General features: G+C 50.2%; 24 protein-coding genes and 2 tRNA genes. 17 read left to right on the top strand and 9 right to left on the bottom strand.

Going from position 1 to position 25,359, the window contains the following annotated elements:
* Nucleotides 1-298 precede the first annotated feature (298 nt).
* From nac to ldtA, 3 genes are all read left to right on the top strand, one after another.
* Entirely contained in the window at nucleotides 299-1,216 is a 918-nt protein-coding gene (nac, locus tag ACSEMK_RS14075) for a nitrogen assimilation transcriptional regulator NAC (protein WP_087860503.1), read from the top strand.
* 106 nt (nucleotides 1,217-1,322) lie between these two features.
* A complete protein-coding gene (cbl, locus tag ACSEMK_RS14070; RefSeq protein WP_045390486.1) occupies nucleotides 1,323-2,273 on the top strand; it encodes an HTH-type transcriptional regulator Cbl in 951 nt (316 codons plus the stop codon).
* A gap of 76 nt (nucleotides 2,274-2,349) precedes the next feature.
* Nucleotides 2,350-3,291: a L,D-transpeptidase gene (gene ldtA, locus ACSEMK_RS14065; RefSeq protein WP_271031477.1), complete on the top strand. Its 942-nt coding sequence runs from the start codon at nucleotides 2,350-2,352 to the stop codon at nucleotides 3,289-3,291.
* 53 nt (nucleotides 3,292-3,344) lie between these two features.
* Here ldtA and ACSEMK_RS14060 read toward each other — a convergent pair.
* Together ACSEMK_RS14060 and mtfA are read right to left on the bottom strand one after the other, a co-directional pair.
* Nucleotides 3,345-3,420: transfer RNA gene (locus ACSEMK_RS14060), tRNA-Asn, on the bottom strand.
* A gap of 100 nt (nucleotides 3,421-3,520) precedes the next feature.
* Nucleotides 3,521-4,321, bottom strand: a complete 801-nt coding sequence (mtfA, locus tag ACSEMK_RS14055; RefSeq protein ID WP_183269054.1) for a DgsA anti-repressor MtfA — start codon at nucleotides 4,319-4,321, stop codon at nucleotides 3,521-3,523.
* Nucleotides 4,322-4,411: 90 nt separating this feature from the next.
* On the opposite strand from mtfA, the gene ACSEMK_RS14050 reads away from it, so the two are divergent.
* Nucleotides 4,412-4,501, top strand: a tRNA-Ser gene (locus ACSEMK_RS14050).
* 586 nt (nucleotides 4,502-5,087) lie between these two features.
* Here the strand turns inward: ACSEMK_RS14050 and ACSEMK_RS14045 are convergent.
* Both ACSEMK_RS14045 and ompC read right to left on the bottom strand, forming a co-directional pair.
* Complete coding sequence (locus ACSEMK_RS14045; protein WP_271031478.1) at nucleotides 5,088-6,836, bottom strand: glycosyltransferase; 1,749 nt, start codon at nucleotides 6,834-6,836, stop codon at nucleotides 5,088-5,090.
* A gap of 913 nt (nucleotides 6,837-7,749) precedes the next feature.
* The gene (gene ompC / locus ACSEMK_RS14040) at nucleotides 7,750-8,892 is read right to left on the bottom strand and encodes a porin OmpC (protein ID WP_213794517.1); all 1,143 of its coding nucleotides are present in this window, start codon (nucleotides 8,890-8,892) and stop codon (nucleotides 7,750-7,752) included.
* Nucleotides 8,893-9,441: 549 nt separating this feature from the next.
* On the opposite strand from ompC, the gene drpB reads away from it, so the two are divergent.
* From drpB to ACSEMK_RS14020, 4 genes are read left to right on the top strand one after another with little or no spacing between them, the layout of a single operon-like run.
* Nucleotides 9,442-9,723 (top strand): cell division protein DrpB, encoded by a 282-nt coding sequence (gene drpB, locus ACSEMK_RS14035; RefSeq protein ID WP_213316858.1) that lies wholly within the window; start codon nucleotides 9,442-9,444, stop codon nucleotides 9,721-9,723.
* 42 nt (nucleotides 9,724-9,765) lie between these two features.
* Nucleotides 9,766-10,461: a phosphohydrolase gene (locus ACSEMK_RS14030; RefSeq protein WP_087860508.1), complete on the top strand. Its 696-nt coding sequence runs from the start codon at nucleotides 9,766-9,768 to the stop codon at nucleotides 10,459-10,461.
* A gap of 57 nt (nucleotides 10,462-10,518) precedes the next feature.
* The gene (locus tag ACSEMK_RS14025) at nucleotides 10,519-11,943 is read left to right on the top strand and encodes a DNA cytosine methyltransferase (RefSeq protein WP_430914558.1); all 1,425 of its coding nucleotides are present in this window, start codon (nucleotides 10,519-10,521) and stop codon (nucleotides 11,941-11,943) included.
* Nucleotides 11,924-12,409, top strand: coding sequence for a very short patch repair endonuclease (locus tag ACSEMK_RS14020; protein WP_430914557.1), 486 nt, complete (start codon nucleotides 11,924-11,926; stop codon nucleotides 12,407-12,409). The genes ACSEMK_RS14025 and ACSEMK_RS14020 overlap by 20 nt, the downstream gene beginning before the upstream one ends.
* On the opposite strand, the gene yedA is transcribed toward ACSEMK_RS14020, so the two are convergent.
* Nucleotides 12,384-13,295 (bottom strand): drug/metabolite exporter YedA, encoded by a 912-nt coding sequence (yedA, locus tag ACSEMK_RS14015; protein ID WP_087860511.1) that lies wholly within the window; start codon nucleotides 13,293-13,295, stop codon nucleotides 12,384-12,386. The genes ACSEMK_RS14020 and yedA overlap by 26 nt on opposite strands.
* A gap of 183 nt (nucleotides 13,296-13,478) precedes the next feature.
* Between yedA and ACSEMK_RS14010 the strand changes: the two genes are divergently transcribed.
* From ACSEMK_RS14010 to dgcQ, 3 genes are all read left to right on the top strand, one after another.
* The gene (locus ACSEMK_RS14010) at nucleotides 13,479-14,390 is read left to right on the top strand and encodes a DUF808 family protein (RefSeq protein WP_316424178.1); all 912 of its coding nucleotides are present in this window, start codon (nucleotides 13,479-13,481) and stop codon (nucleotides 14,388-14,390) included.
* 76 nt (nucleotides 14,391-14,466) lie between these two features.
* Nucleotides 14,467-14,646 carry a YodC family protein gene (locus ACSEMK_RS14005; protein ID WP_316424177.1) on the top strand — a complete coding sequence of 60 codons (180 nt, stop codon included), beginning with the start codon at nucleotides 14,467-14,469 and terminating at the stop codon, nucleotides 14,644-14,646.
* A 99-nt stretch (nucleotides 14,647-14,745) separates the two neighbouring features.
* Nucleotides 14,746-16,413, top strand: a complete 1,668-nt coding sequence (dgcQ, locus tag ACSEMK_RS14000; protein ID WP_087860513.1) for a cellulose biosynthesis regulator diguanylate cyclase DgcQ — start codon at nucleotides 14,746-14,748, stop codon at nucleotides 16,411-16,413.
* A gap of 326 nt (nucleotides 16,414-16,739) precedes the next feature.
* Here dgcQ and yodD read toward each other — a convergent pair whose 3' ends face one another.
* Entirely contained in the window at nucleotides 16,740-16,967 is a 228-nt protein-coding gene (gene yodD / locus ACSEMK_RS13995) for a YodD family peroxide/acid resistance protein (protein ID WP_087860514.1), read from the bottom strand.
* Nucleotides 16,968-17,101: 134 nt separating this feature from the next.
* Here yodD and dsrB point away from each other — a divergent pair, with 134 nt between their 5' ends.
* Nucleotides 17,102-17,290 (top strand): protein DsrB, encoded by a 189-nt coding sequence (gene dsrB, locus ACSEMK_RS13990; RefSeq protein ID WP_015365898.1) that lies wholly within the window; start codon nucleotides 17,102-17,104, stop codon nucleotides 17,288-17,290.
* Nucleotides 17,291-17,332: 42 nt separating this feature from the next.
* On the opposite strand, the gene rcsA is transcribed toward dsrB, so the two are convergent.
* The gene (rcsA, locus tag ACSEMK_RS13985; RefSeq protein WP_087860515.1) at nucleotides 17,333-17,965 is read right to left on the bottom strand and encodes a transcriptional regulator RcsA; all 633 of its coding nucleotides are present in this window, start codon (nucleotides 17,963-17,965) and stop codon (nucleotides 17,333-17,335) included.
* 455 nt (nucleotides 17,966-18,420) lie between these two features.
* On the opposite strand from rcsA, the gene yedD reads away from it, so the two are divergent.
* Nucleotides 18,421-18,840 (top strand): lipoprotein YedD, encoded by a 420-nt coding sequence (yedD, locus tag ACSEMK_RS13980; protein WP_162750162.1) that lies wholly within the window; start codon nucleotides 18,421-18,423, stop codon nucleotides 18,838-18,840.
* A gap of 38 nt (nucleotides 18,841-18,878) precedes the next feature.
* Here yedD and amyA read toward each other — a convergent pair whose 3' ends face one another.
* Nucleotides 18,879-20,366: an alpha-amylase gene (gene amyA / locus ACSEMK_RS13975; protein ID WP_087860517.1), complete on the bottom strand. Its 1,488-nt coding sequence runs from the start codon at nucleotides 20,364-20,366 to the stop codon at nucleotides 18,879-18,881.
* A gap of 201 nt (nucleotides 20,367-20,567) precedes the next feature.
* Between amyA and tcyJ the strand changes: the two genes are divergently transcribed.
* The 4 genes from tcyJ (at nucleotide 20,568) to tcyN (ending at nucleotide 23,881) form a co-directional block, all read left to right on the top strand.
* Nucleotides 20,568-21,368, top strand: a complete 801-nt coding sequence (gene tcyJ, locus ACSEMK_RS13970; protein ID WP_045376245.1) for a cystine ABC transporter substrate-binding protein — start codon at nucleotides 20,568-20,570, stop codon at nucleotides 21,366-21,368.
* A gap of 94 nt (nucleotides 21,369-21,462) precedes the next feature.
* A complete protein-coding gene (dcyD, locus tag ACSEMK_RS13965; RefSeq protein ID WP_087860518.1) occupies nucleotides 21,463-22,449 on the top strand; it encodes a D-cysteine desulfhydrase in 987 nt (328 codons plus the stop codon).
* A gap of 14 nt (nucleotides 22,450-22,463) precedes the next feature.
* Entirely contained in the window at nucleotides 22,464-23,132 is a 669-nt protein-coding gene (tcyL, locus tag ACSEMK_RS13960; protein ID WP_015705981.1) for a cystine ABC transporter permease, read from the top strand.
* Nucleotides 23,129-23,881, top strand: coding sequence for an L-cystine ABC transporter ATP-binding protein TcyN (gene tcyN / locus ACSEMK_RS13955; RefSeq protein ID WP_113373554.1), 753 nt, complete (start codon nucleotides 23,129-23,131; stop codon nucleotides 23,879-23,881). Before tcyL ends, tcyN begins: the two co-directional genes overlap by 4 nt.
* A gap of 3 nt (nucleotides 23,882-23,884) precedes the next feature.
* On the opposite strand, the gene ACSEMK_RS13950 is transcribed toward tcyN, so the two are convergent.
* Entirely contained in the window at nucleotides 23,885-25,243 is a 1,359-nt protein-coding gene (locus ACSEMK_RS13950; RefSeq protein ID WP_430914587.1) for a CoA transferase, read from the bottom strand.
* Between the last annotated feature and the right edge of the window lie 116 nt (nucleotides 25,244-25,359).

Here is a 25,359-nt window from a genome sequence, read left to right as displayed (position 1 = left end):
CATATTATCGATGACTTGCGGTGTTGTCAAAGGCTGATTCGCCATAAAACGTTCGACTGCTGACAATTTCAACAATCAAAAGCCTTTTATGGCAAAGCTCGCTGGAAATGCACCACGATGGTGCATTTATACCCCTAATGGGGCATATCATGCGCTCATGGAAGCCACCTGTATTATCACAAACCCTTATTTTGCCGCACCGGAAGGGCAATGGCCCAACGACGTAAAACCTGGCAAGCATCTTGCAAAATCCCTGTAACTTAATGGCCAGTAGTGGCATTCCCTTACAGGAGGCAAAATGAACTTAAGACGACTGAAGTATTTTGTGAAAATCGTCGATATCGGCAGTCTGACCCAGGCCGCTGAAGTCTTGCATATCGCACAACCGGCGCTGAGCCAGCAGGTAGCGACCCTGGAAGGTGAACTGGAGCAGAAACTGCTGATCCGCACCAAACGCGGCGTTACACCAACCGAAGCGGGGAAGATTCTCTATACCCACGCGCGGACCATTTTACGCCAGTGTGAGCAGGCGCATCTGGCAGTACATAACGTTGGCCAGACGCTGAGCGGGCAGGTGGCAATTGGCCTTGCGCCGGGAACGGCGGCTTCGGCGATCACCATGCCGCTGTTGCAAACGGTGCGTAATGAACTGCCCGAGGTGAACGTATATCTGCAGGAGTGCAGCGGCAGCGTATTGAATGACAAGCTGCTTGGCGGCCAACTGGACATGGCGGTGCTGTATGAACGTTCGCCGGTGGCGGGCGTGGTCAGCCAGCCGCTGCTGAAAGAGGATTTGTATCTGGTCGGCACGCAAAACTGTCCGGGACAAAGCGTTGATCTTTCAGCCGTTGCGGAAATGAGCCTGTTCTTACCCCGCGACTATAGCGCCGTTTGCGCACGAGTTACGGAGGCTTTCACCTTACGCCGCCTGTCGGCTAAAGTGATTGGCGAGATCGAATCCATCACCACGTTAACTGCGGCAATCGCCAGCGGTATGGGCGTCACCGTACTGCCGGAATCGGCGGCGCGCGCGCTGTGTGGGACGGCTAATGGCTGGATGGCGCGCATCAGCACGCCGTCGATGAGCCTGTCGCTATCGCTGAATACTTCGGCGCGCGGCGGCTTATCTCCTCAAGCGCAGGCGGTCAAAGATATCCTGCTGTCGCTGGTCAGTCGTCCGTCCCTGGAGAATCGTGAATTACAGCTGGTCAGTTAGGTTATATTCTTTTAAGGAATAAGTTGCTGGTTTTTATTATTTGTTTGCCGGGTAAACAGACTTTAACAATAGACATTATGTTATGTCTGAAGACCTGGGGGAAAAGGTGAATTTCCAGCAACTTAAAATTATTCGCGAGGCGGCCCGTCGGGATTACAACCTGACGGAAGTCGCTAACATGCTGTACACCTCGCAATCTGGCGTCAGCCGCCATATTCGTGAGCTGGAAGAAGAGCTGGGGATAGAAATCTTTATCCGCCGCGGTAAACGCTTGCTGGGGATGACCGAGCCCGGTAAAGCGCTGCTCTCCATTGCCGAAAGGATCCTCAACGAGGCCAGCAATGTCCGCCGGCTTGCCGATCTTTTTACCAACGACGCTTCAGGCGTATTAACCATTGCCACCACGCATACTCAGGCACGTTATAGCCTGCCACCGGTGATTAAAGCTTTTCGCGAACTTTTCCCCGATGTGCGGCTGGAGTTAGTGCAAGGGACGCCGCAGGAGATCGAAGCGCTGCTGCACAATGGCGGGGCGGATATTGGTATCGCCAGCGAGCGCTTAAGTAACGACCCGACGCTGGTGGCATTCCCCTGGTTCCGCTGGCACCACAGTTTATTAGTACCGAAAGATCATCCGCTGATTGAGGTTACGCCGCTGACTCTCGAGGCGATTGCGCGCTGGCCGTTAATTACCTACCGCCAGGGCATTACCGGGCGTTCGCGTATTGACGAAGCCTTCACCCGTAAAGGACTGATGCCGGATATCGTTCTCAGCGCCCAGGATTCCGATGTCATTAAAACATACGTGGAGCTGGGGTTAGGGGTGGGGCTGGTGGCGGAGCAATCCGGCGATGCTCGCGAAGCGGATACTTTTACCCGGCTGGAAACACGCCATCTTTTTGATGCCAATACCGTTTGGTTGGGGTTAAAACGCGGTCAGTTACAGCGTAACTACGTCTGGCGTTTCATTGAACTGTGCAATGCCGGGTTGTCATTGGATGAGATTAAGCGCCAGGCGATGGAGCCGGAGGAAGTGGCTATCGATTATCAAATCTGAGTGCGGGCAGCAGGCAAGCGGGAGGCGTCAAAGCAGCTATAATTCATTCACGTGAGTCGCGACTGAGGAAGGGAAAATGATGGTGCGGCGTATGAAGTTGCTTTGCTCTCTGGTGATGATGTTGGCCAGCTACAGCGCATTGGCGGTAAGTTATCCATTGCCGCCGGAAGGGAGTCGTCTGGTTGGCAGTCCGATTAAAATCAGCGTGCCCGAGCGTAATACCCAGCCGTTGGAAACCTTTGCCGCGCAGTACGGGCAGGGGCTGAGCAACATGCTGGAGGCTAACCCCGGCGTCGATGTCTATTTACCCAAATCCGGAACTTCGTTGATTATTCCGCAGCAATTGATCCTGCCTGCTACCGTGCGTAGCGGTATCGTGATAAACGTCGCCGAGATGCGGCTTTATTATTATCCGCCTGAGGGCACTACCGTCGAGGTGCTACCGATCGGTATTGGCCAGGCGGGGCGCGAGACGCCGCGTAACTGGGTAACGACCGTGGAACGTAAGCAGGAAGGGCCTACCTGGGTACCGACGGCGAATACCCGTCGTGAGTACGCTAAAGAAGGTAAAACCCTGCCGGCGATGGTACCCGCCGGGCCAGATAATCCGATGGGGCTGTATGCTATCTACATCGGCAGGCTGTATGCCATTCATGGAACTAATGCCAATTTTGGCATTGGCCTGCGGGTGAGCCAGGGCTGTATTCGCCTGCGCAACGATGACATTAAATACTTGTTCGATAATGTACCGGTCGGCACGCGAGTACAGATTATCGATCAGCCGGTGAAGTACACCACCGAGCCGGACGGCAGCCGCTGGCTGGAAGTGCATGAACCGTTGTCGCGTAATCGTTCGGAATTTGAGTCAGACCGCAAAGTGCCGCTGCCGTATACCCCGGAAATACGCGAGTTTGTGCAGGGAGCTGGCGTGAACGTCGGGCGCGCGGATTCAGCGTTACAGAGACGTTCCGGGATGCCGGTGAATATTAGTAGCTCAGCGGTGGAAGCCAGTTTTTAACGGCATGAAGGCTAAAAAGCAAAAAGCCTGCTTAAAAGCAGGCTTTTTAAATTTGGCTCCTCTGACTGGACTCGAACCAGTGACATACGGATTAACAGTCCGCCGTTCTACCGACTGAACTACAGAGGAATCGTGTGAACGAGGCGCATACTACTGGCCTCGCATTTTGGTGTCAACACTAAATTTAACCAGCTGATTCAATTGGCGAAATTTAGTTCAAAGCGTGTTTTTAATGAACAACCCGCACGTCGTCTTCATCCAGCAGATCGTTTTGCCGTAAACGTTGTAGCGGATCCTGACGATAGAACTGGCAGAACCGCTGCCATAGCGCCGGGAAACGGGGGGCGAATAGCTCTGGGGCGCTAAAGAAATATTCAGATAGCACCGCAAAGCACTCTGCCGGGTCGGTTGCCGCATAGGCATCAATGCTGGCGGCGCTTTCGCCGACCAAATCGATCTCATCCTGAATGTTGTTCATCGCCGCATGTAGGTCGTGCTCCCAACCAGCGACTTCACGCAAGGGAATGAAAGGAACCCCGCTGGCGCGATCGCCGTTACGCGAATCCAGCTTGTGCGCGACCTCATGCACGATCAGGTTAAAACCGGAGGCATCGAAAGAGTCCTGGATATCTAACCAGTTAAGGATAATGGGACCTTGCTGCCAGCTTTGGCCGGACTGGACAACGCGTTGATTATGCACCAGGCCGATGTCATCTTCCCATTCGTCATCAACGACAAAGGGGGCAGGGTAGATCAAGACTTCATGGAAGCCATCTAACCATTCAAGGCCGAGTTCAAGTACCGGCAGGCAAAAGAGTAGTGCGATACGCGCGCTGTGTAGTGGGGTTAACTCAAATCCCTGTAACGGCACCAGACGTTTTTGCTGTAAAAAACGAGCTGCCATTTGGCACAGCTGCTGCTGTTCCTGTTGAGTGAGGTTTGCTAAAACCGGAATGGCAACCGCTTGTTGCCACGGGATTTCGCCATTACCTGTCTGTTCTTCTGCTTTCCACGGCCATTTAAACATCATATCGCTCGCAAAGTCGTCACTTGAACTCAATTTAAGGGACTGGAGCTATTAAAATGCCAAAGAACCTGGCATTATAGCAACCTCAACAGCGGAGAGATGCCGGAGCGGCTGAACGGACCGGTCTCGAAAACCGGAGTAGGGGCAACTCTACCGGGGGTTCAAATCCCCCTCTCTCCGCCACTATTCAATCACTTACGCCAATTCCCTTCAACGACATCCATCACACTTGGTATACTGTTGGTATATTCCGTTGCTATATTTTTATCAATAATCATCTTCTGAATCCTCGATAATTGCTACACCGGGTGTGGGCGGAACGTTGCCTATCTTTGCTCGAACTTTCCTGTTATGAAATGCCTTTCGCTTTCAAGGTTATTTTGAGTTTACGCCCTAACCATTCAGTAGCACCTCCGTGATCCTTTTCACGGCACCCCTAAGAGGCTTCAGTATGGGGAGCAGGTTTGCCGGCAGGCACATGAAAGAGTGTGGTCAGTAGCCCACCTACCGGTATAGAGGTGGTGATGATGAACACATCTCGTCCCGAATCGCCTTGAGAGGCAGTTTACAGTAGCAAAGCTCCATCTGGAGTGGTGCGGTGATAATAGTTCTGCAAAAAGTTATTCACGGAAATTACTGTCGTAAATAGACGATCTTGATAAGTCAGTGTGACGGAATGAATGGACTAACATAAAAAGTTGCAGGTTATCGAAGCTTCAATCCCTGCAACTACAAAATTACCTGATGTATCGATAGCCAGTAAGAAAATTTATTGACGAATAAGTATACTCCTCCAGAATTCTTCTGTTGTGAGCTTGTTAGTCACTTCTGAGTATTTTTTTCTCTGTGTTCTCGATGCAAGGATTATCTTTAAGGTATTAAACAATATCTCAATAAAACCTGATGCCTGCTGTTTTTTTGATGCCTCAGCAATATAGCCTGTTTTATTGCCGCGGTCGTAATAAAAAACCTTTTTGTACCTGAAAATCTGTCTCAGTGACACGCCTGATGTCTTTTCCTGATAAATGATTTTGTTTTTTGAAGGCGCCAGAAATCCATTTAACGTAATAATTCTGAAAAGTCGCCGTGATTTTGTTTCGAAATTACACTTAAACTCTACGCTGTTATCTGGAGGAGATATCGGTTTCATTTTTTCATTAAAAGTTATAGCATTTAATGCTTCACGAACATCCTTCATGTCTGCATTATTTTTCCAAAAGTCGGGATCGCCATAGACATGTTTGAAAGCTAAATTGATGGCGGCTGCACTACCATATTGATGAGCAAGCAGGCTTTTCAGATGAAAGGAAATATATGTGCCAATTATGTCTTTAACTGGTCGGCCAAAAAATAACATATTTACAAGATGATTGCGCGTATCAAGGTAGGCCGTCAACGGTGAGGTCTTAGAAGAGAAATCTTCCTCCGCATAACAAGCAATGCCATTTGTTGTTAATATATCAAAGTCGTTCATCATGCCGAATAAGATATCATCACCGCGAACAAAAAAAGGAAATGCAAAACTCTTGACGTGATTTATCGGGAATGCAAAGAACCACCACGCGCCATAGTTAGGAAATTGCATGAGGGTTTCTGTTTTTACCAGGGATTCCACATCATTTAACCGCCACCCTGAGTAAATTGGATGACATACCCTATCAAAAAATGCACCTTTTTCAACTAAAGCATCGGGGCGCACACCGGTAAATAATGAACCAGAAACCGCAGCGTTGTCGTTTAATGCATAACTCAGTACAGAGTATGTCTTTTTGATGCATTCGGCTTCGCAACTTGCATCATCATCCATGAATAATGTGTGGGTGAAATCACCTTCATCAATGTAATGAAGTAGACCTCTCATAAATCCACCCGCACCACCAGTATTCTTATTGGGAATAACCCTAATCCCATTAGCCTCGCGAGCCGTTATATTCTTTGAGTTATCAATAACGGTAAAGTCAATGAGTCCGCGATAGTCATCATTTTCTAGTATTTCTCGCTTTATTCTCATCATTGAGGGGATGACATATTTTTTTCTGTCAAAATGTGTTATTGATATTCCGAGCTTTACTTTTCTGCGGGGAGATTGATTGGTAAACCATTCGCCGCTATTAAGGGAGACAATCCCATTTATCGGAGTTATTTCTATATATATAATGCCGCGATTGAGAGTGTCAGCCAAATCCAGAGTGAATATTTCTTGAGACAGGCTATTCAGCGACACGGTTGCTGATGCCAGTTCATATCTTGACATTTCTTCTGTAATAAGCAAGGCGCTGATTTTTGCTAAGCCAGTGCCTGATGCATTGAATGCAAGATCGTGTATTCCGCATTTTTCTTTCCAGAGAATAGTGGAAAAACCATTGTAATAGGTATCAAAAGAAATTCTCCCTCCGGGAAATACGGTAATAATATTTTCCGAAAATGAAAAAAGGCTCCCTCTGATGTACATGCTTTCAGATGCACCAAACCTGGCGTTTGGCATAACCAACCGCTGTAAGCATTTTGCTGTTTCCATTATTCCTCTTTTTATTATGTAATGCCTGGTGAAATTTAATAGGATGGTTGACAACTAACCGAGATTATTATTGGCGATGCTGCCCGTGGCTATCGCAACCAAATGGCATACCTGAACAATATTATTGACCATCCGTATTAGTCGCTAGTGTTATCGCAATTTTAAGAGAAAACGAATCCCATAACTTTCTTCGCTTGCCATGGGATTTTACATGGCATAGCCCTTATCCATGTTAGTTTGAGACGTTTTCCTGCATCGCGCCTGAAATTTAATGTCTCTTGTCATACATGTATTTGCTAACTTTAGAACAACAATCATCACAGAGACGATCCTTCTCAGCCATTAACCTTTCGAAAAACCTAAGCTTCTTACCGCAGCGCATGCAGTATTTACATTTAAATAATTTCACTGTGTAACTATACCAATTTGTTGTTTTTTCAATCAATGCATTTCAGACAGCTAAACCTGCTGTAGTCATGCTCTCATAAGGGTTTTTACGTGCTGTGAAGCGACACGACAAAGCTCCTCACGCTATAAGCTAGCTCGGTTATTACCTGTTTAAGAGTCACAAAATGTCCTTCCCTGTGAAGGGGATATTTTAAAGGCGTATTTTTCATGTGGATAATTGTTATGACAGATCGATTTTGTTAAATCGATCGGTTAAAACGATCGTTTTTGTAAGGGTATTCCGTTCTGGTACTGGAGTGGGGGGGAGATGTAGGGAGTGTAAGAGAGAGGGTCACCCGGCAACCGGAGGGCAAATATCCTGCCTTCTGTGCCAGAGTATTATTGAGCCATTCCCATGACAAAAGTTTGAATTACTTCAGTGGATTGATATATGCCGACGCCGCGAAAAGCCGATCGTTAAAACGAAAAAAGCCTGCACGTGGCAGGCTTTGATAATGAGGGGATATTAGAACTGGTAGACCAGGCCCAGCGCGACTACGTCATCTGTCGCAATGCCGTTGGCGCGGTAGAAGTAGTCGTCTTCGTCCAGCAGGTTGATTTTGTAATCAACGTAGGTAGACATGTTTTTGTTGAAGTAGTAAGTCATACCCACATCAACGTATTTAACCAGGTCTTTGTCGCCGCTGTTGTACAGGTCTTTACCTTTAGACTGCAGATAAGCGACAGATGGACGCAGCGGTAAATCGAAATCGTCGAACTGATACTGGGCAACAACTTCGAAGTTCTGAGTCTTGTTAGCAATACCGCCGCCAAGATAGCTGGTGGATTTACCGAAGGAAGTCATGTTGCGGGTTTCCGCGTACATTGCGGCCAGGTAGATGTTGTTAGCATCGTATTTCGCGCCCACGGTCCAGGCATCGGCTTTATCGCCGCCGGCGTAAGCGCTGTTGGCCGCTGCGGCCACCTGATTGTTGGTACGGTCTGAAGAAGCATATGCCGCGCCGAAGCTGATGCCCATGCCGAGATCGTAGGAAGAGGAGATACCGAAACCGTCGCCATTTTCACGCGCCAGTTTACGACCACCGCCGTTATTGGTGCCTTCGCCGGAGCCAGCGTTTTCGTTATTACCCTGATACTGCAGGGCAAAGCTCAGGCCATCAACCAGGCCGAAGAAATCGCTGTTACGATAGGTCGCCACGCCGTTGGTACGGCCAAGCATGAAGACGTCAGTTTGGGTGTAGCTGTCGCCGCCGAATTCCGGCAGTACGTCGGTCCACGCTTCGACATCATAGATAACGCCGTAGTTACGGCCGTAGTCCAGAGAACCGTAGTCAGCAAATTTCAGACCCGCGAAGCCCAGACGGGTCCAGGAGTTAGCACCTTCACCTTCAGTGGTGTTAGCCTGAATGTTGTATTCCCACTGGCCGTAGCCGGTCAGCTGATCGTTGATCTGCGTTTCGCCTTTCACGCCTAAACGCGCGTAGGTTTGGTCGCCATCTTCAGAAGCATCGTCGGAGAAATAGTGCAGACCGTCAACTTTTCCGTAGAGGTCAAGCTTGTTGCCGTTTTTGTTATAAATTTCCGCAGAGTGCGCCGCGCCTGCTGCTAATAACGCTGGCAGCATAATAGCCAATACTTTTCTTTTCATTATGTATTCCCTTTAATCATAATTAATATGAATTGTCTAATTCCCTGTGGAATGACGAATTGATACTAGCCGCTTAAGTTCATTTTTAATTAAATAAAAAATGTAATAAAAGTATATTAAAATATTTCAAAATATTTATTTTATATTCAATATATGTATTTTCTATTCTTTGGGTAATGTATATTCCCGTGGTTTATCGATGTTTTATTTTGATTTTTAATGTCAGTCGGTTTTTAATTCCCGGCAATAATGATATCTACGCTGTAAATGACATAACAATATCATCGCTTATAATGTGATAAGTTATATTATTAAATAATTTGTTTGATAATGAATATCGTTGGATTTCATCAAATCGTCTTATTTAAAAGCATGGCGATATCCGTAGTATATAAAGGTGCTGACCCTAACCAACATTCGTGGATGGCAAAACACGCCTGGTACCATACTCATGCTTCCAGATAAGCACGATAATTGTATAATGTGATGTGCGTCACAGATGTGTGGTTGGCGATGATGCGCTGTGGTTGATATAGGGAGAAGGATTTAATGGACGCTAAAGCGAAACGGGGCCCTGGTGGAAAGCTGGCGTTATGGGCTTTTTACGCCTTTTGCGGTTATTTTGTGTGGGCGATGGTACGGTACTGGTGGATAGTGGGTCGCATTCAAAGCGTCCCCGGCGTCAGCATTGATGGCGAATTGGGGTCAACGGCGGGCAAATGGATTGGCGCGCTGCTGGGTTTTTTGGTGCTGGGAGGAGTGGGGGCAATCCTTGGGGCGATAGCCTGGTACACGCGTCCCCCTATTCAGGTACATGAACAGCGCGATTAAAGTTGCTATGCTCGAGGCTAGTCCAGGCATCAGGAAACGCTCATGTTATTAGCTGAATGGCAACAACGATTTGAAAACTGGTTAAATACGCATCATGCGCAGGAGGATGCGGCTCATGACATTTCGCACTTTCGCCGCGTCTGGAGTACCGCGCAGCAGCTGGTCGGCGATAGCGGCGCTGACGAGTTGGTTATCCTGACGGCCTGCTACTTTCACGATATTGTCAGCCTGGCTAAAAACCATCCTCAGCGTCATAACTCTTCGCGGATGGCGGCAGAGAAAACGCGGTCTATCCTGCAAAGCGCTTTCCCCGACTTTCCCGCCGACCGTTATCCTGCAGTTATGCATGCTATTGAAGCGCATAGCTTTAGTGCGGCTATATTACCGCAAAGTGTAGAGGCGAAAATTGTGCAGGATGCGGACCGACTGGAAGCGCTGGGGGCGATTGGTCTGGCTCGTGTTTTTGCCGTTTCCGGCGCGCTAAACACTATCTTGTTTGATGCTGACGATCCCTTTGCTGACCAGCGCGATCTAGATGACAAGAAATTTGCCCTCGACCATTTTCAGTGCAAATTGTTACGCCTGCCTGAGACCATGCAAACGGAGCAGGGGAGAGCGCTGGCGGTGCATAATGCCCAATTTCTGGTGCAATTTATGGCGAAGCTGGGCGCCGAACTGCGTGGCGACCCGTTGTCGTTGGATGAAGCGGTTTTGCGCCGCTTTGCGCCTGCGGTTTAAATCCGTTGCGACTATTTGTGGTACTCTCTGCAAAAATTGTCCGTGCTGGTTGAGGTTATGCCGCAAAAATTATCCAAAGAAAATCTCCTGTCTGAGCCGTCAGGGGAACACGCGCAGGCGTTATTGCGCCAGCTGATGACGATCTATGATGTCAAAACCCTGGTCGCGCAGCTGCTAGCGGTTGGCGATCAGCACTGGAGCCCGGCGATACTCAAACGGGTGGCGACGGTGAGTCATGCGGCAAGCAGGTTAACGAACGCGGAGTGCGCTTTTCTGGCGAGCCTGTTACCGTCTCCGCCGCGCCATCATCCAGACTATACGTTTCGTTTTATCGATCTCTTCGCCGGCATTGGCGGTATTCGCCACGGCTTTGAAGCTATTGGCGGGCAGTGCGTATTTACCAGCGAGTGGAATAAACACGCTGTACGTACCTATAAAGCTAACTGGTATTGCGATCCGCTGCAGCACAGCTTTAACGCCGATATCCGAGAAATTACCCTCAGCCAGCGCACCGATATCAGTGATGAAGAGGCGGCGAAGTCTATCCGCGAGGCGATCCCGCAACATGATGTACTGCTCGCGGGCTTCCCCTGCCAGCCCTTTTCCCTGGCCGGGGTATCAAAGAAGAATGCCATGGGGCGCGCCCATGGTTTTGCCTGTGAAACTCAGGGAACACTTTTTTTTGATGTTGTCAGAATTATTGCCGCCCGTCGTCCGCCGATCTTCGTGCTGGAAAACGTCAAGAATCTGAAGAGCCACGATAAAGGCAGAACCTTTCGCATTATCATGCAGACGCTGGATGAGCTTGGTTATGAGGTGGCGGATGCCAATCATGTAGGCGCCGATGACCCCAAGGTTATCGATGGGCGTCATTTCTTACCCCAGCACCGTGAGCGTATTGTGCTGGTGGGTTTTCGTCGCGATTTACAATTGCATGAAGGATTTACGCTGCGCGATATCACCAGTTTGTATCCGCCGCAGCGGCCAACCTTCGGCGAGTTATTGGATCCCACCGTCGATGCTAAATTCATTCTGACGCCGGTTCTGTGGAAGTATCTCTATCGTTACGCGCGTAAACATCAGGCGCGTGGCAACGGTTTCGGTTACGGTCTGGTCGACCCGACCAATCCAGGCAGCATCGCGCGAACGCTATCTGCGCGCTACTACAAAGATGGCGCTGAGATCCTGGTCGATCGCGGTTGGGATAAACCATTGGGCGAAAAGCATTTTGACGATCCACAAAATCAACTACGCCGCCCGCGGCGTTTAACACCGCGCGAGTGCGCAAGATTGATGGGCTTCGAAGCACCGGGAGAACACCGTTTTCGTATTCCTGTTTCCGATACTCAGGCCTATCGCCAATTCGGTAATTCGGTGGTAGTCCCGGTGTTTGCCGCGGTAGCAAAACTGCTGGCGCCGCGGATTGCCGAAGCGGTAAAACTGAGCGTTGCCGGAGATAGCGATGGCGGACGTTCACGATAAGGCCACTCGTAGTAAAAATATGCGCGCTATCGCAACCCGCGATACGGCAATTGAGAAGCGGTTGGCGGCGCTGCTAACGCAGGCTGGATTCACTTTTCGCGTTCAGGAAGCATCGCTACCCGGGCGGCCTGATTTTCTGCTGCCTGACTACCGCTGCGTTATCTTTACCCATGGCTGCTTTTGGCACCATCATCACTGTTATCTGTTCAAAGTACCGGCGACCCGTACCGATTTCTGGCTGAAAAAGATTGGCGCTAACGTGCGGCGCGATCGCCGCGACCTGGCGATGTTGATAGAACAAGGCTGGCGGGTGCTTATTGTCTGGGAGTGCGCGCTCCGCGGGCGGCAGAAATTAAGCGATGAGGCCTTACGCGATCGTCTGGAGGAGTGGATCTGCGGCGGTGGAAATTGCGCGCAGATCGACACTCAGGGCATCTGTTTTATCGATCCGATTGACAAGGAGTAACGGTTGAGCGGGCAGGGAAGAGATATTTACCTAGCGTCACTAATACGACGGCGAAAATAATCACCGCCAGCGCTAGCCACTCGATCATGGAGAGACTTTCACCGCCAAACCCGGTCCCCAATAGCACGGCGACCACCGGGTTGACATAGGCATAGCTGGTAGCAACCGCCGGCGTCACGTTACGTATCAGATACATATAGGCGTTAATGGCGATAAGCGAGCCAAAAATGGCCAGATAAGCAACGGCCAAAATACCGGACCAGGACGGCATTTGAGTGAGCTTCTCCCCTGAGAACCATGATGCCGCGGAAAGCACAATCCCTGCCGCCAGCATTTCAATCGCGCCAGCCATCATCCCGGTTGGTAATTCAATACGCGAGCCGTAAACCGAGCCAAACGCCCAGCTCAGGGAACCAATCAGAATCAGCAATGCTCCCCAGGGGTTGCCGCTGAGATTGCCGCCGCTATTGAGCATCACAATTCCCGCCAGGCCAATCGCGATACCGAACCATTCCAGCTTGCGCGTGACAATGCCAAAAAAACGGCTGAAGCAGAGCGTAAATAGCGGGACGGTGGCGACCATCACCGCGGCGATACCTGATGGTACATGCTGATGTTCTGCAAGAGTAACGAAGCCATTGCCGACGGCAAGCAACAGGATGCCTATCAGCGCCGCATTAAGTAGCGGTCGTCGGGCCGGGAGTTTATGACCGGTGGCCAGTAAATAGATAAGCAACACGCCGCCGGCAGAGAGAAAGCGGATCCCGGCCATCATCAACGGCGGCCAGCTGGCGACGCCAATAGCGATAGCAAAATAGGTTGACCCCCAAATGATATACAGCGCAAACAGCGCGCCGATAAGGGGGAACAGCTGACGGGTAGACATACTTCCTCGCGACGAAAAGAGATAGAAAGGGAACATATAGTTAACGTGAAAACTAACGTGCTGGCGAGCGCTTTCAATGTGATTTTTTTGTTATATTTTTGTTGACTAATGACATCTCTGGGCGAGAGGGCGCTTTTGCCTCATACTCTATGTTTCATAAACAGAAATTGAAGGAAGCACATTTTGGCGGGAAGTAGTCTTTTAACCTTATTGGACGATATTGCCACGCTGCTGGATGATATCTCCGTCATGGGAAAACTAGCGGCTAAGAAAACGGCGGGCGTACTGGGCGATGATCTTTCTCTCAACGCGCAGCAGGTTACTGGCGTAAGGGCTAACCGCGAGCTCCCGGTGGTGTGGGGGGTAGCAAAAGGCTCGTTTCTGAATAAAGTGATTCTGGTGCCGCTGGCGTTACTTATCAGCGCATTTATTCCCTGGGCCATTACGCCGCTATTGATGCTGGGCGGCGCTTTTCTCTGCTTTGAAGGCTTTGAAAAAGTGCTGCATAACCTGCATGCGCGCAAGAATAAGGAAGACCCGAAACTGCGCCAGCAGCGCCTGGAAACGCTCGCCGCCCAGGACCCGCTGGCCTTTGAACGCGATAAAGTAAAAGGGGCGATCCGTACCGATTTTATCTTATCAGCTGAAATCGTCGCGATAACCTTGGGTATTGTAGCTGATGCGCCCTTGCTTAATCAGATCCTGATTTTATCCGGTATCGCCATTCTTGTGACCGTTGGGGTTTACGGTCTGGTGGGCGTCATTGTCAAGCTGGATGACATGGGCTATTGGCTGGTAGAGAAAAAAAGCGTACTGGCGCAGGGGGTAGGAAAAGCTCTCCTGGCCATCGCGCCGCGGTTGATGAAAATTCTGACTTTCGTCGGTACCCTGGCGATGTTTTTGGTTGGCGGCGGTATTGTGGTTCACGGCGTAGCGCCGCTGCATCATTTCATCGAAAATCTTGCCCATGGACTGAGTGGAATGTTGGCATCCACATTGCCTGTGGTCGCTAATCTGGTGCTAGGATTTATTATTGGCGCTATCGTTTTTGGCGTTGTTAAAGCTATAGCCGCATTACGCGGTAACGTGAAATAAATCCCTGCGCCGGTTACGCAAGATGGGCCGGCGTCGTCTAAGGTGAAACTGTTTCTTCCTGATACCGGAGGCAAAAATGGTCTTGTTGGTCAGTGATGAAGTCAGACGGAAAAGCGGCGGGCCGCGAATGGTCGTCACCGGCATTGCCGGCGACATGGTCGAGTGCCGGTGGTATGACGGTCACGTCGTACAGCGTGAAGCCTTCCGTGAAGATGAGTTGGTCCGCGGCGAAGGGCAACGTTCGCCGCATAATTAGATGTGCAGCGCCCGCTGGTGCGGGCGCTTTTAATATTGATTACGTTCGGACAAGGAGCGTTGATGTTGTTGGTTTCTTTGACCGTACTGCGAGTGAATAATGGATAAGCCGCTGTGGCTAAAAAAGTTCCGTCGCCTCTTCAATCCGGGGCGTGTGGTCAATATCTGTTTCATCGTGGTGCTGTTCTTTTCAACGTTACTCATCTGGCGAGAGATCCGGGTACTGGAAGAAGCGTACGTCGCCAACCAACGTAATAATCTTGAGAATGTGGCCCATGAAATGGATGGGCTGTTGCAATTTAATCTCAACCGGCTGCTCTTTTTTCGCAACAGTATGCAATCGGCGCTGGAGAATCCGCTGGATTTCGCCATCCTGCGCCGGGCCGAGCAGGAGTACATCAGTAAACGGCACGATCCCATCTGGTCAGTCGAGCTAAACAACCGGCGTACTCTGACGGTATACGGAGTCTCCGATTCTTTTGTCGACGCTGATGATCTGTTATCGCGTAACAATCCGCAGGCCAGCAATGAATTGATGGCTACCCTTGAGCTTGGCTATCTTCTGCGTTTGACCAACAATAACCGAATCTTCAGCGAGCGCATGTCCTACGTTTCTCGTAGCGGTTTCTACACCACCACCGATGCTCCGCGCAGCTCCAGCCAGGTGCTGGCGCAGTTTTCGCGAGATACGGGTTCAGCATGGTTTATGCGGCAAACCCAGCGTGATAATCCGGGGCGAGGGATCCTTTGGCAAACCACTCAACAGGAAGACGGATATACGCAACCGCAGGTGGTTACGGCCTCGATTCCCCTGGACTATGAGCACTACTGGCTGGGCGTGCTGGCGATGGATTTTTCCATCCGCGACCTGCAGAATTTTCTCGTCAGTGCGGTAAAAGGAGGGCAAATGGGCGAGTATCAGCTGTATGACAAGCAGCTCAATTTGCTGGCCTCTTCGGCGCCGGATGATGTGCTGACGCCGCTCTCGCCCACGGAACAAGAAAAACTTCGCTATGCGTTGGCCAATGATAACCATGGCGGCATACGCCAGTTAACTCGCTATATCAGTTGGGAAAAGATCCGTAACTTTGACGGCGTACTTTTGCATATTCATACCCTTAAGGAGGGGGTGCGTGGTGATTTCGGGACCATTTCCATCGCCCTGACCCTGATGTGGTTAATGTTTACCCTCATGCTGATCGTGTCCTGGCTGGTTATCCGCCGCATGGTCATCAATATGAGCGTGTTGCAGGCGTCGCTTGAATGGCAAGCCTGGCATGATGCATTAACACGGCTGTTAAATCGCGGTGCCCTGTTTGAGCGGGCGATCGCGGCGGCACGAAGCTGCTGGCGGAATAATCAACCCATATCCGTCATTCAACTGGATCTGGATTATTTTAAAGGTATTAATGATAAACACGGACACCAGGCCGGGGACCGTGTTCTGACCCTGGTGGGAAGCACCATTATGGGGCAGATTCGCGAGGAGGATATTGCCGGACGCGTTGGCGGGGAAGAGTTCTGTATCGTTTTACCCAATACGCAACTGTCGCAAGCGCGCGCGATTGCTGAGCGTATTCGTCTGCGTATCCATAGCCGGGAGATATTGCTGCACAACAGCGTTAGTTTACGGATCAGCGCCTCATTGGGGGTCAGTAGTAGTGAGACATCAGATGAGTTTAACTTTGAGGAGCTGCAGTCGATTGCCGATCATCGTTTGTATCTGGCAAAGCAGAATGGACGCAACCGGGTATGTTCGGTCGGATAGACTTTGGTAAGGTGAGAACGCTCACCTTATCTGCGGCGTTAATGTTCTTCGGTATAGGAAAATTCTTAAAAAATGCACCGCTTCGCCGCACCGTTCGTAACAGAACGATAAGGGGGAGGCCTTGTCACGCCTGGGTTATTAAATTGGTTGTACATATAAGCCGCATTTCTCAATAATTCTCATCATCAATACTTCTTGTCATGCAAAATAATTGAGGATAATGTCTTCCATGCATCGGATTTCCCGGTGTAACGAATTTTCAAGTGCTTCTTGCATTAGCAAGTTTGATCCCGACTCCTGCGAGTCGGGATTTTTTTCACCTATGCTTAGCGATTGGCTTCAGTAACGCTAAAGTCATGAATATCAAGCTCAAAAGCTTCAGCCAGCTCGCGCCAGGTGTGTTCGTTACGACCATCGATACTGACATGGTGCGGATCATCTTCGCTACGATGCACTTCGCTTTCGCTTATCTCATTGATCGCCGCCAGTAGGGCATCGACATTAATGTCAATCCCGTCTGTATTCGTCACACCGCGGTCTTTAGCGGATTTCATCATCACTACCTCGCTCGGCTCTGATAGAGCCTCTTTAAGTATAGACGGTCTATAAAAACGGCAGTCACGCTGGCTGAACGCTGCGTGATGACGGGTTTTGTTCTACACTGGCTCAAAACGAGAGGAGGCGAGTTATGCAGGTAAACGATCGTGTCACGGTAAAGACCGACGGTGGCCCACGTCGTTCGGGGGTAGTACTGGCAATTGAGTCGTTTAGTGAAGGAACCATGTATCTTGTTGCGCTGGAAGACTATCCGCTTGGGATCTGGTTTTTCAACGAAGTGGGGCACCCGGACGGCATTTTTGTTGAGAAAGCTGAGTAGGTCCACAGGCAGAAACTGGCGGGTATCGCCGCCAGTTTGCTATCAGCGCATATTGACGTAAATCCCGGAAGTAATGTTTTCAGCCAACCGAACAATATGGTAAATCACCTGTTTATTATGCGTCTGGATTTTTTTCTTAATATTACCTTTATGTGACGACACGGTTTTTGCTTTGATATTCATCTGTCTTGAAATATGTGAGGTCGCGTGTCCGGCCATCCACATCTGCAGCATATTCGATTCTGCCTGACTGAGCGATAAAGTAGGAATGCGGGTGCGTAACTGGTTTAGATGATTGGCGGTATCGGTTTGCAGACAATTACCCAGAATGTTATCAAGGTCTTTCGGTGTTAGCGATTTTGAACTGATAAGTAGATTCTTGCGCACAAGTAAGTAGTGGTCAAAATGGATGTTTGCCAAAGACATAAAAATAACAAATAAGGTATCAGGGTTGGTGGTAATGATGTCGCGGATAAGTTGATTGCTCTCATCGTGATGTATAAAACAGTCCTCGTTGAGAAACACAACCGCCGGACGCAGTGATTCGCAGCGCTCCTTCAAACTAAGTGCGCTACGCACCTCAATGATATCGCGCTTCTTTATTCCCCGGCTTGCCAGATATCCGGTTAAACCTAGCCGGGTATAGCTGCACAAATCCATGATAATCGTTGACATGACCCATCCTCAATCAACACGTAACGATAATTCATCTGGCGCCTGGCCGTGTGATGAAGTCCATTTTTATAACGCCTGACTTTATGCGGAAAGCATTAGCCAGACTAAACTATTCGCTAATAATACTCATAATTTGCCAGGAATATTCTTAAAGTAAAGCCATGAAAAAAGAATAAACAGTTTCTGACAGTAATAATGCCCGGCGCTGGGCCATGGCGTCGCCACGATTTCGATTTATTTTCGGATTATCCTTATGGGGCGACCGCCAATTAAATTGGTGCTGTCTGTATTTTATTCAAAAAATGTATTTTTCATTCATGTTTAATACGGCTAATAATAATCGATAAGCGTAAATGCTGAGATTAGCGGCGAGCCTAAGCAACCTGGGTATCGCGTAGGGGTGGCGGCCTTAACGCTTTAATGCCACAATACTTTTTTATCGGTTTGTGGGATGGATGATGAAAAAGATTGTTATGGCTGGCGCGTTGCTTGCTTTGTCCGGATGCGCACAGGTTGATTCCTATCAGGCAGTGGTTAAAGCGCCAGCGCCTGCAGGATTGGAAGGGTTCTGGCAATCGAAGGGCCCGCAAAGCGCGATGGTTAGCCCTGAGGCGATAGCGACGTTGATCGTCACCAAAGACGGGGATACCCTCGATTGCCGTCAGTGGCAACGGGTGATTGCTGAACCGGGAAAATTAATGAACCGCGACGATCAGGTTTATAATGTGACCAGCAGCCTTGATATTTATCCTATTGAACGTAATGGAAACACGCTGGAATACGATCGAATGACGTTGACCCGCGTCGAACGCTTAACGCCGGAGTGCGAACAGGCCTGGAAAAAGAATCAGGCGGCGAGTAAAACCGCACAGTAATCTATTTTGACGGGCCGGCGAAAGCCGGCCCGTTTGCTTTACAGTACCTCTTCAATGACCCACACGCTGACGCTGCCGGCATTACAGGTAAATACGGCATTGCCCTCGTCATCGGTTTCAATTATCTCCTGGCGATTATTAAGAAAATCCGTCCAGCGTTTATTGGCGTAATTTTCGCCAAGCGGGAGCGTTTTCTCGCCGTCATCGCCGTTAGATAGCACCACTACGCAGCCAGGATGTTCATCGGTACCGCTGCGGCTGAAGGCAATACAGTTAGGATGATCGAACCACAGAGTTTGTACGCCGTGAGCAAAACGCTGACGCGCGTCGATGAGTTCATGAAGTTGCTCGATAACCGGCATTTCGATGGCGTAAGTCTGGCCATCTCCGCCGGTATCTTCATAACTGGCGCCGAACAGATCGGCGTAAAATACCGAGGGAACCCCGTTTTCACGCAGTAAAATCAGCGCATAGGCTAGCGGCTTAAACCAGGCTTCGACCGGCGCTTCCAGCGCCTGAAGCGGTTGGGTGTCATGATTCGTGACCAACGTAACCGCATGGAAGGGATCGGCTTCAACCAGCGTGCCGGTGAATATTTGACTCATGTCGTAATCGCGCCCCTGACGTGAGGCTTCGTGGAATTTCATCTGCAGCGGCGCATCGAACAGCAGGGTATTACCGTCAACAAGGTCGATATACTGCTGTAGTTTATCCACTTCGTGCGACCAGTATTCGGCAACAATAAAGAGTGGTTTTTCGCTGGAGCTCTGTACGTGCTCAATCCACTCTTTATAAAACCATGCCGGAATATGCTTGACGGCATCAAGGCGAAAACCATCGCAGCCAGTTTGTTCAATGACCCAGCGGGCCCAGTATTTTATCTCCTCGGTGACGGCATGGTTCCGGAAATCGATGTTTTCGCCCATGAGATAGTCGAAGTTGCCCATTTCATCGTCGACCTGATCGTTCCAGCCGTCGCCGGTGTAGTCATTAACCACTTTGAATACACCATCTTCATCGGGATTTTCAATATGGTCGATGCCGCTAAAACATTTATAGTCCCAGATGAATTGTGAATATTGTCCACCACGGGCCGGGAAGGTATAGCGAGTCCAGGCTTCACATTCGATGATCTCTTCCGCAATTTTTGTTCGATCCTGTTCATCAACGCGTTGTACGCGAATGCGCTCTTTCTCATCGGCACCCATCTTATGGTTTACGACGACATCAAGTAGGACGGCAATTTGATGCTCTTTTAGCGCATGTATCGCCGCTAACAACTGAGCCTTATCGCCATATTTGGTGGCAACCGATCCTTTCTGATCGAATTCACCAAGGTCGAAAAGATCGTAACTATCGTAGCCAACCGAATAACCGCCGGAAGCGCCCTTATAGGCTGGCGGCAACCAAATCATATTAATGCCGATTTCATTGAGATTTGGCGCAAGGGCTTCTACTTCCCGCCATAGCTCGCCACCTTCCGGGTAATACCAGTGAAAACATTGCAACAACGTGGGATTTTTCATCTTCCATGCTCCTGGCGTCATCAAGCTGACCTTTGCAGTATGGGAGATAACTGGCAAATATGAATAATTTCGTTGCTTTTTCGCTATACCCTAAATGGCTGCATATATAATAAATTGGCATAAGATGTAGCGGATAGATGTTGGTAGGCTGCTGCTAAACGCCTTACACTACAGGAAAATCTCATCATATTCGGGGTATCTATGAAATTAGCACTTCTGGGTCGCCAGGCGCTGATGGGCGCAATGGCCGTAGCATTGATGGCTGGTGTAAGCGTGAAAACCTTTGCCGCTGAAAATCTGCTTAATCAGGTCAAAGAGCGCGGCACGCTGCGCGTTGGCCTGGAAGGCACATACCCGCCGTTTAGTTATCAAGGCGATGATGGAAAATTGACCGGTTTTGAAGTCGAGTTTGCCAATGAACTGGCGAAACACATCGGTGTGAAAGCAGACCTCAAACCCACCAAATGGGACGGTATGCTGGCTTCTCTTGATTCTAAACGTATTGATGTGGTGATTAACCAGGTCACTATTTCCGACCAGCGTAAGAAAAAATACGACTTCTCCACCCCGTATACTATTTCTGGTATTCAGGCGCTGGTGAAGAAGGGTAACGAAGGCGTAATTAAAACCGCGGCGGACCTGAAAGGCAAAAAAGTCGGCGTTGGCCTGGGCACCAATTATGAAGAGTGGCTGCGCCAGAATGTACAGGGCGTTGATATTCGTACCTATGATGATGACCCGACAAAATACCAGGACCTGCGCGTAGGCCGTATTGACGCGATTTTGGTCGACCGCCTGGCAGCGTTGGATTTGGTGAAGAAAACCAACAATACCCTGGCTGTAACCGGTGAAGCATTCTCCCGTCAGGAATCCGGCGTGGCGCTGCGTAAAGGTAATGAAGATCTGCTGAAAGCGGTGGACACGGCCATCGCAGATATGCAGAAAGATGGCAGCCTGAAGGCGCTTTCAGAAAAATGGTTTGGTGCAGACGTCACTAAGTAACGTCTGCAGATGAAAAAAGGCGCTGATAATGGCGCCTTTTTTTATTTAGCGCGCAACTGCGTGCATAATAAGGATAACTGAGTCTGGAGGTGCCATGTCACTACAAAATTTAACGCGTTTCCCGCGCCTGGAATTTATTGGCGCGCCGACGCCACTGGAATATCTACCGCGCCTGTCCGATCATCTCGGGCGGGATATTTTTATTAAACGTGATGATGTGACTCCAATGGCGATGGGCGGTAATAAACTGCGCAAGCTGGAGTTTCTCGCCGCTGATGCGCTACGCGAAGGCGCTGATACGCTGATTACCGCAGGAGCCATACAGTCTAACCATGTGCGTCAGACGGCGGCCGTCGCCGCGAAACTGGGCCTGCACTGCGTCGCGCTGTTGGAAAATCCGATAGGCACTCGTGCTGAAAATTATCTGACCAACGGTAACCGCCTGTTGCTGGATTTGTTCAATACCCAGGTCGAAATGTGTGATGCGTTGACCGATCCTAATGCGCAGCTTGAAGAGCTGGCAACCCGGATTGAAGCGCAGGGATACCGTCCTTATGTCATTCCGGTCGGCGGTTCAAACGCCCTTGGCGCGCTGGGTTATGTCGAAAGTGCCCTCGAGATCGCCCAGCAATGCGAAGGGGCGGTGGAAATCTCGTCGGTAGTGGTCGCCTCCGGTAGCGCAGGCACGCACGCCGGGCTGGCGGTAGGCCTGGAACAGCTGATGCCGAACGCGGAATTAATTGGGGTGACCGTGTCACGCAGCGTTGCCGACCAGTTACCTAAAGTGGTTGCGCTGCAGCAGGCCGTTGCTAACAGCCTTGAACTGCAGGCCAAAGCGGAAATTACTTTGTGGGATGATTATTTCGCGCCAGGCTACGGTACGCCCAATGAAGAAGGCATGGAAGCGGTCAAACTGCTGGCACAACTGGAAGGTATCCTGCTGGATCCGGTTTATACCGGAAAGGCCATGGCCGGGCTGATTGACGGCATTAATCAGAATCGCTTTAAGGATGAGGGGCCGATTCTGTTTATCCATACTGGCGGCGCGCCAGCGCTGTTTGCTTATCATCCGCACGTCTAATGTAGAAAAACAGAATGCAAGAAAGTATCCAACTGGTCATTGACTCCGCGCCTTATCTGTTAAAGGGCGCGGTTTTTACGTTACAGCTGAGCATCGGCGGCATGTTCTTCGGCCTGCTGCTGGGCTTTATCCTCGCATTGATGCGCATGTCGTCAATCTGGCCGGTCAGATGGCTGGCGCGGATGTATATCTCTATTTTCCGGGGAACCCCGCTGATTGCCCAACTGTTTATGATCTATTACGGCTTACCGCAGTTTGGCATTGAGCTGGACCCGATCCCGGCGGCGATGATTGGCCTGTCGTTGAATACCGCGGCCTATGCGGCGGAAACGCTGCGAGCGGCAATTGCCTCTATAGATAAAGGGCAGTGGGAAGCGGCAGCGAGTATTGGCATGACGCCGTGGCAGACTTTGCGGCGGGCTATTTTACCGCAGGCTGCCCGCGTGGCGCTGCCGCCGCTCTCTAACAGCTTTATTAGCCTTGTCAAAGATACTTCGCTGGCGGCGACGATTCAGGTACCGGAACTGTTCCGTCAGGCGCAGTTAATTACCTCGCGTACGCTGGAGGTCTTTACGATGTATCTGGCCGCCTCGCTTATCTATTGGGTGATGGCGACTGTGCTATCGACGTTGCAGAATTATTTTGAAAATCAGCTGAATCGCCAGGAGCGTGATCCAAAATGAGTGCGATTGAAGTCAAAAAACTGGTGAAGAAATTCCACGGGCAGACCGTGCTCCACGGTATCGATCTCGAGGTTCAGGAAGGGGAGGTGGTGGCGATTATCGGTCCGAGCGGATCCGGTAAGACCACGCTGTTGCGCAGCATTAATCTGCTTGAACACCCCGAAAGCGGTACCATTCGCGTGGGCGATGTGACAATCGATACTTCGCGTAGTATTAGCCAGCAAAAAGGGCTAATCCGCCGTCTGCGTCAGCATGTTGGCTTTGTGTTCCAGAACTTCAATCTATTTCCACACCGTACGGTGCTGGAAAATATTATTGAAGGACCGGTTATCGTAAAAGGCGAAGATAAGAACGAGGCCATTTCTTTGGCGCGTCAGCTACTGGCAAAGGTGGGACTATCAGGAAAAGAGAATAGCTATCCGCGTCGTTTATCTGGCGGTCAGCAGCAGCGTGTGGCAATTGCCCGTGCGTTAGCAATGCGTCCGGACGTTATTCTTTTTGACGAGCCGACTTCTGCGTTGGATCCTGAGTTAGTGGGTGAAGTACTCAACACCATACGCCAGCTGGCGCAGGAAAAGCGGACTATGGTTATTGTTACCCATGAGATGAGTTTCGCTCGTGATGTCGCCGACCGCGCCATATTCATGGATCAGGGACGTATCGTCGAACAAGGTAAGGCCAGAGAGCTATTTGCTAACCCGCAGCAGCCGCGTACTCGTCAGTTCCTTGAGAAATTTTTAATGCAGTAAATTTTACCATTCTGGCGCGGCCGACCCTAACCGGCAGGGCGGTCGTGACCAGATAATTGGCGTACCTGCCAGGCGGATGGGGAATGTTAGCCGTTCAGCCAGACCAAATGTCGACCACTCCATCGCAGATTGAAAATCACGACGTTGCAGCGGCGCGAAAGGCATCTCATGTCGTGCGCCTGGCCACTCCATCAGGCTGGCGGCGACGCGAGCCAATGACAGCCGCGCATGATAACCTTTGCCGCTCTCTATGCGTTGCTCTATCCCTTTTAGTACTGCTGCAGCCATCAGATAGCCCGTCGCGTGGTCTAACGCTTGTACCGGAAGCGGGATGGGTTTATCCGCGTCGCGCCAGCGTTGACCGGCATGAGCGATACCACAGGCCATTTGTACCAGGCTGTCGAAACCGCGTCGGTTTCTCCATGGCCCCTCCCATCCCCAGGCATTTAGTGAAACATCAACAATTCCCGGCGATAGTGCGGCTCGGGTATGACAATCAAGACCTAGCGCATCCAACGCATCAGCGCGGTAACCGTGAACAATGACGTCGGCTTGCGAGATTAACGTGATTAAACGTTGCTTATCGGTTTGTGTTTTTATATTCAATCGGGCGCAGCGCTTACCCAGCGTAATCTCTTCTTCGAGCGTTGATTCTTGCCAGTCGACAGGATCAATACGTAATACATCAGCGCCTAACCCTGCGAGAAAACGAGTTGCGACAGGGCCGGCAATAATCCGGGTTAAATCCAGTACCTTGATACCGAGCAAAGGACGTGAGGGGGGGAGGGACCAGGCAACCGACGGCCCCGGCGGTGAATCGGCTTCTATCAGCAGCGGTTGCCGACTGACGGCGATGCCCTGCGGGTGTGTTCGCCACTCTTCCGCGCTGCGCATCGCCGCCGCGCAACCGCCATTTTCCACCACCGCTTGTTCCAGCGCATGCGAGCGCCATTGAAGAACTTGTTGAGCAAGTGTTTGTCGCGTCGCATGTTGTCCCAGAATCTGCGCCACGGCGAGTCTGTGATAGGGGGCATTCGTATGCAGTCGGATCCATCCATCTTCGGTTTGATAATCTCCCGCTAATGGATCCCAAAGCTGCTGTGCTGGACGATTATGCGGCTTGGCGCTGGCTGAAAACCAATATGACGCCAGCCGGCGATCCACTATGGGCGTGGCGGATGTTGAACATAAGCGGGCAAGGTAAGCGGCGGCGATCCCCATAGAGGCGGCAGCAAAATCACTGACTGCAAAGCAAGAAGATAAAGCCCCTGGGCGGCGGAAATCGATTGGCGGGACAGCGCTTGCGCTAAAGTCTTGCCACATCCGGGAAAAGAGCTGCATAGACGAGGACGGCGAGAGCATATTTTCCTCCTGAGTTCGATAAATAATCGTCATCGAAAATCGAATAATGCGATGGCTACGTTATTTTATACATATAAATAAGATTTATGTGTTAGTTTTATGTATTTATAATAATG

Source organism: Klebsiella sp. K-3 (assembly GCF_051207495.1).
Classification (GTDB): domain Bacteria; phylum Pseudomonadota; class Gammaproteobacteria; order Enterobacterales; family Enterobacteriaceae; genus Klebsiella; species Klebsiella aerogenes.
This window is presented reverse-complemented; position numbering and strand designations above follow the sequence as displayed.

What these genes read in the sequence shown, in the direction of transcription:
- ompC (WP_213794517.1), bottom strand. Translation starts at nt 8,892, where the DNA reads ATGAAAAGAAAAGTATTGGCTATTATGCTGCCAGCGTTATTAGCAGCA.
- ACSEMK_RS14020 (WP_430914557.1), top strand. Translation starts at nt 11,924, where the DNA reads ATGGCGGACGTTCACGATAAGGCCACTCGTAGTAAAAATATGCGCGCT.
- tcyN (WP_113373554.1), top strand. Translation starts at nt 23,129, where the DNA reads ATGAGTGCGATTGAAGTCAAAAAACTGGTGAAGAAATTCCACGGGCAG.
- drpB (WP_213316858.1), top strand. Translation starts at nt 9,442, where the DNA reads ATGGACGCTAAAGCGAAACGGGGCCCTGGTGGAAAGCTGGCGTTATGG.
- ACSEMK_RS14025 (WP_430914558.1), top strand. Translation starts at nt 10,519, where the DNA reads ATGCCGCAAAAATTATCCAAAGAAAATCTCCTGTCTGAGCCGTCAGGG.
- ACSEMK_RS13950 (WP_430914587.1), bottom strand. Translation starts at nt 25,243, where the DNA reads ATGCTCTCGCCGTCCTCGTCTATGCAGCTCTTTTCCCGGATGTGGCAA.
- amyA (WP_087860517.1), bottom strand. Translation starts at nt 20,366, where the DNA reads ATGAAAAATCCCACGTTGTTGCAATGTTTTCACTGGTATTACCCGGAA.
- nac (WP_087860503.1), top strand. Translation starts at nt 299, where the DNA reads ATGAACTTAAGACGACTGAAGTATTTTGTGAAAATCGTCGATATCGGC.
- dsrB (WP_015365898.1), top strand. Translation starts at nt 17,102, where the DNA reads ATGCAGGTAAACGATCGTGTCACGGTAAAGACCGACGGTGGCCCACGT.
- mtfA (WP_183269054.1), bottom strand. Translation starts at nt 4,321, where the DNA reads ATGATGTTTAAATGGCCGTGGAAAGCAGAAGAACAGACAGGTAATGGC.
- rcsA (WP_087860515.1), bottom strand. Translation starts at nt 17,965, where the DNA reads ATGTCAACGATTATCATGGATTTGTGCAGCTATACCCGGCTAGGTTTA.
- dcyD (WP_087860518.1), top strand. Translation starts at nt 21,463, where the DNA reads ATGTCACTACAAAATTTAACGCGTTTCCCGCGCCTGGAATTTATTGGC.
- yodD (WP_087860514.1), bottom strand. Translation starts at nt 16,967, where the DNA reads ATGAAATCCGCTAAAGACCGCGGTGTGACGAATACAGACGGGATTGAC.
- yedD (WP_162750162.1), top strand. Translation starts at nt 18,421, where the DNA reads ATGATGAAAAAGATTGTTATGGCTGGCGCGTTGCTTGCTTTGTCCGGA.
- dgcQ (WP_087860513.1), top strand. Translation starts at nt 14,746, where the DNA reads ATGGATAAGCCGCTGTGGCTAAAAAAGTTCCGTCGCCTCTTCAATCCG.
- tcyJ (WP_045376245.1), top strand. Translation starts at nt 20,568, where the DNA reads ATGAAATTAGCACTTCTGGGTCGCCAGGCGCTGATGGGCGCAATGGCC.
- ACSEMK_RS14005 (WP_316424177.1), top strand. Translation starts at nt 14,467, where the DNA reads ATGGTCTTGTTGGTCAGTGATGAAGTCAGACGGAAAAGCGGCGGGCCG.
- tcyL (WP_015705981.1), top strand. Translation starts at nt 22,464, where the DNA reads ATGCAAGAAAGTATCCAACTGGTCATTGACTCCGCGCCTTATCTGTTA.
- ldtA (WP_271031477.1), top strand. Translation starts at nt 2,350, where the DNA reads ATGATGGTGCGGCGTATGAAGTTGCTTTGCTCTCTGGTGATGATGTTG.
- yedA (WP_087860511.1), bottom strand. Translation starts at nt 13,295, where the DNA reads ATGTCTACCCGTCAGCTGTTCCCCCTTATCGGCGCGCTGTTTGCGCTG.
- ACSEMK_RS14045 (WP_271031478.1), bottom strand. Translation starts at nt 6,836, where the DNA reads ATGGAAACAGCAAAATGCTTACAGCGGTTGGTTATGCCAAACGCCAGG.
- ACSEMK_RS14030 (WP_087860508.1), top strand. Translation starts at nt 9,766, where the DNA reads ATGTTATTAGCTGAATGGCAACAACGATTTGAAAACTGGTTAAATACG.